This window comes from Microcystis sp. M083S1, from assembly GCF_020246405.1.
GTDB classification, from domain to species: domain Bacteria; phylum Cyanobacteriota; class Cyanobacteriia; order Cyanobacteriales; family Microcystaceae; genus Microcystis; species Microcystis aeruginosa_C.
In genome coordinates, this window is sequence record NZ_JADBTB010000174.1 from 1 (window position 1) to 4,418 (window position 4,418).

Consider the following 4,418-nt stretch of genomic DNA (forward strand, 5'->3'; position numbering starts at 1 on the left):
CAGCACTTTTTCTCGGTCAATGATTAGGATAAGTTATAACTTAAAAGTTAATCAACAACTAAAGCTTATGCTTGTAGCTAAGTGAAATCATTGATTAAGAGACCTGTACTTTTCAATGACTTTTTCAGCAGACCCTATTTATAAGTAGGTAGGCGTTAAAAATTATCAGATGCCCCCCTTAATAAGGGGGGATTAAGGGGGGATCGGCACCCCCCTTATCAAGGGGGGATTAAGGGGGGATCGAACCTAAAATCCATTTTTAATTTAATTATAACCAGCTACTTAGCATCATTGGATTTTACTAACATTGAGAATACTTAACCCAATGATCTTATCCCCTTGATAACGAATAATCACATCATTATCTGTTAATTCGCTATCATCCGCTGGTAAAGATGGTTGATGAAAATTAATATACAAAATATCTGCTTTTGCATCATAAGCTGTCCAAAAATCTTGCTGAGGCAGAGCGTGAATCATCTTGGCGAAGTTAAGATAGGATTGAATATTAATGCTAGTTATGGCCATATTTGTTTCCTCTTGGTTAATTCACGAAGAAGACGGGTTAAATAAGCAGTAATAATAAATTCCTCATCTAATAATTCCCGATAAACAACGATTAGATATTTTCCAGAAACTATTTGTTTAACTGCCAACAATTCCTGATGGTTTCCTACTAGGATTTTCTCAGGATAGCGAATGGTTTCCAATATCTCCGCTTGATACGATACTAATTCACTATGTCCACTGATAATGTGTTTCCATCTCTCCTCTGTCAGACGAATTAAAACCCCATTCTGAGAAGTTGCATAAAGATTCATAGGTTCCGATTCAGTGTAAATAGACCTTTAAACCACACTTTCAACCCAACCGAACCCTATTCTACCGTGACACTTTTGGCTAAATTGCGCGGCTGATCCACGTCTAAACCGCGACGGGCTGCGATATGATAGGAGAGCAATTGTAGGGGAATTACTGTTAAAATTGGCGATAATAATTCCTCAACTTCCGGCACATACAACAAATCATTAAAGACTTTTGGTGCTTCCGTATCGTTGTCAGCAACTACTCCCAATAACCGCGCATCCCTTGCTTTTGCTTCCTGTGCATTGGAGAGAACTTTATCATAAACTACCCCCGGCATCGCAATCGCTACTACGGGAACTTTTGCATCTAAAAGCGCGATTGGTCCGTGTTTCATTTCTCCGGCTGGATAGCCTTCCGCATGAATATAACTGATTTCTTTGAGTTTTAAGGCCCCTTCTAAAGCGATGGGGAAATTAATCCCCCGTCCCAAGAAAATAAAGTCCTGGGTGTCATTAAATTCATGGGCTAATTCTTCGATCGCTTTTTCCTGTGTTTCTAGGACAGTTTCGATCGATCTTGGCAGCGATCGCATTTCATTAATAATTTGCTCGATTCTCTCTAAAGACAAAGTTTGACGACGATAGGATAAATCCAAAGCTAAGAGATAAAAACCCAATAACTGGGCGGTAAAACTCTTAGTTGCCGCCACCCCGATTTCGATCCCCGCCTGAGTATTAATAATCTGATCGACCATTTGTGCTAGGGTACTTTCGGGGCGATTAGTAATCCCGATAATCCGGGCCTGATATTTTTTTCCTAACCCTAAACGACGCTGTTTTTCCGTTTCCAACGCTGCTAAAGTGTCGGCTGTTTCCCCCGATTGCGTCACCCCGATGGTTAAAGTATTGGGCATCAGGGGGGTGGGTGCATAGCGAAATTCCGAGGCGTACTGTACTCTTGTGGGAATACCTGCCAACTGCTCAATCAAGTATTTACCGACTAAACTAGCGTGCCAACTGGTCCCACAGGCTAAAATCTGAATATGTTCTAAATTATCGTAAATTTCCTCAGAAAAATTAATATTTATCGGGTTGACATTATCCCCATTTTCTGCTGTCCAATGGGGATGTAGATAGGTCCCTAAACAGTCGCGCACCACTCCTGGTTGTTCGTAGATTTCCTTGAGCATGAAGTGACGATAACCCTGTTTTTCTACGGTTGTCGGACTCCAATCGAGGACTCTGGGGTTTTTACGGACTCTTTTTCCCTCAAAATTATAGATTTCTACTCCCAAGGGTGTTAACTGAGCGATTTCGCCATTATCCAAGGACAGCACCGCCCGGGTATGGGGAACCAAAGCACTGACATCGGAGGCACAGAAAAACTCCCCCTGACCAAAACCGATGATTAAAGGAGCGTGTTGCCGCACGACAATCAATTCATCGGGATAATCGGGACTAATTACCGCTAGGGCAAAAGCACCCTCTAAACGTTCAATTGCCTTTAAAACTGCCTTGAGGAAAGGACTCACCCCCAAGTATTCTTCATCGGTAGGTTTGGGTAAATAACTGGCGATTAGATGGGGAATAACTTCTGTGTCGGTTTCTGAGTCAAATATACAGCCTTTTTCCTTTAATTCTGTTCTTAATGCCTGAAAGTTTTCGATAATGCCATTCTGTACCACTGCCACCCGTTGACTGTTATCGGTGTGGGGATGGGCATTACTTTCTACGGGTTTGCCGTGGGTTGCCCAACGGGTGTGACCGATGCCAATTTGGGAGGGATTAACTTCCTGTTCTAATTTTTCCCGCAGATTGTAGAGTTTTCCCTGGGCGCGGACTCGATGTAATTCACCTTCGAGAATTGTGGCAATCCCTGCCGAATCATAACCCCGATATTCTAAACGTTCCAATCCAGCTAGGAGAATATCGATCGCTGTTTGGGTTCCGATATAGCCAACAATTCCGCACATTCTTTCGCTGACCCCATTTAGGCTAAGTCCAATCTATTCTATCGCAAGCGTGGCGCTTGTTTGCTTAGAAGCTCAAGACGCAGGGGCAAGGGTAAAGTTTCCCTTCTAGGAGATTAGGGTGTGGGGTGTGGGGTGTGGGGTGTGGGGTGTGGGGTGTGGGGTGTGGGGTGTGGGGTGTAGGGTGTGGGGAGAATAAATAAAAGCAATATAGATCACTGAGCAGCACACTTTGTTCTTTTTGTCAAAAAAACTTTCTCTTTGCAACAAAACTACACAATTAATTGATCAACGGGTTGGCTGAAAAAAGGCTCTTTAACTGCCATTTATTGCTGTTGCTGAATAGGTCAGTGTAGATTTAGCAAGGGTTTTCAGGATCGACAGACAGCTAAAAACCCTAAAAAGCACAGAAAAACCCATCATTTCATACTGCGAAATTATACCATAATCGCTGGAAGTATTGCAACCTCGTAAACAAATGAGAATTATTTTCAATAAATTCTTAAGAAAAGGTAAATATTGCGAAGTGTAAATTCAAATATTCTCAACCATTAACTGCTGTTTGATATAAAAAACTTATAAAAAGTTGTAATTTTTACTGACTGATTACTGATTACTGACTGAGAGAAACTTTAAACAGGAGTGACAACTGCTGTTAGAGCGGCAGTAACCGCGTCCATCGGTTGATTACCGTCGATATGGTTAAGAGTCCCTTTTTGACCGTAATAATCTAAAACGGGGGCAGTTTGGTCGATATAAACCTGTAGGCGACGGGCGATCGTTTCTTTAGTATCATCTTGACGACCCCGTTGCATGAGACGCTCAATTAAGACCGTATCTGGTACAGCCAAATTAACCACAAATGTGTAACTATCGGCCAATTCTTCCAGTAATGCGTCTAAAAAGCTCGCCTGTGCCACCGTGCGGGGAAAACCATCAAGAATCCAACCCTTAGCACTGTCAGGCTGTTTTAAACGTTCCTGAATTAAACCTAATAACAACTCATCGGGGACTAATTCGCCCTTTTCCACATAAGCTTGTGCTTGCTGACCAAGTTCTGTCTTCTCTGTAATTGCTTGACGTAAAATTTCACCGGTAGAAATATGGGGAATCGTCAGAGATTCCGCTAATTTTGCCGCTTGGGTACCTTTTCCCGATCCGGGCGGTCCCAAAAATATCACACCGATCCGTTTGCTCATCGAAAATTTGGGTCTGAAACCCCGTCGTTCTACGACGGCTTTACTGTTAAATATTAGCACATTTACGAAATATATGCTAAAATGTGAGACATGGAAAAAGCCTATTCTTACCGATTTTACCCCACACCAAAACAAGAGTCGCTATTGCGGCGCACATTGGGCTGTGTAAGATTAGTTTACAACAAAGCTCTCCATGTCAGAACACAAGCTTGGTATGAAAGACAAGAAAGAGTAGGATATGTTCAAACTTCTTCAATGCTAACCGATTGGAAAAAGCAAGAAGAATTAGACTTTCTCAATGAGGTAAGCTGTGTACCTTTACAACAAGGGTTAAGACATTTACAAACAGCTTTTACTAATTTCTTTGCTGGTCGTACTAAGTATCCTAACTTTAAGAAAAAACATCAGGGAGGAAGTGCCGAATTTACCAAATCTGCTTTTAA

Annotated in this window: 5 protein-coding genes; 1 reads left to right on the plus strand and 4 read right to left on the minus strand. The window is 42.0% G+C overall.

From position 1 onward, the window contains the following. Positions 1-288: 288 nt before the first annotated feature. From IM450_RS15940 to IM450_RS15955, 4 genes are all read right to left on the minus strand, one after another. Positions 289-528: a DUF2283 domain-containing protein gene (locus IM450_RS15940; protein ID WP_002801930.1), complete on the minus strand. Its 240-nt coding sequence runs from the start codon at positions 526-528 to the stop codon at positions 289-291. Further along, complete coding sequence (locus IM450_RS15945) at positions 519-821, minus strand: hypothetical protein (RefSeq protein ID WP_002801929.1); 303 nt, start codon at positions 819-821, stop codon at positions 519-521. Before IM450_RS15945 ends, IM450_RS15940 begins: the two co-directional genes overlap by 10 nt. A 56-nt stretch (positions 822-877) precedes the next feature. Then, entirely contained in the window at positions 878-2,779 is a 1,902-nt protein-coding gene (glmS, locus tag IM450_RS15950) for a glutamine--fructose-6-phosphate transaminase (isomerizing) (protein ID WP_287667295.1), read from the minus strand. 629 nt (positions 2,780-3,408) lie between these two features. Continuing rightward, complete coding sequence (locus IM450_RS15955) at positions 3,409-3,975, minus strand: adenylate kinase (protein WP_002753892.1); 567 nt, start codon at positions 3,973-3,975, stop codon at positions 3,409-3,411. A gap of 90 nt (positions 3,976-4,065) precedes the next feature. Here IM450_RS15955 and IM450_RS15960 point away from each other — a divergent pair. Beyond that, positions 4,066-4,418: RNA-guided endonuclease InsQ/TnpB family protein (locus tag IM450_RS15960; protein WP_287720650.1), on the plus strand; the 353-nt coding region annotated here is incomplete at its 3' end.

Bases quoted from the DNA above. Each gene is read 5' to 3' on its own strand.
- IM450_RS15940 (WP_002801930.1), bottom strand. From the start codon at position 528: ATGGCCATAACTAGCATTAATATTCAATCCTATCTTAACTTCGCCAAG.
- IM450_RS15945 (WP_002801929.1), bottom strand. From the start codon at position 821: ATGAATCTTTATGCAACTTCTCAGAATGGGGTTTTAATTCGTCTGACA.
- glmS (WP_287667295.1), bottom strand. From the start codon at position 2,779: ATGTGCGGAATTGTTGGCTATATCGGAACCCAAACAGCGATCGATATT.
- IM450_RS15955 (WP_002753892.1), bottom strand. From the start codon at position 3,975: ATGAGCAAACGGATCGGTGTGATATTTTTGGGACCGCCCGGATCGGGA.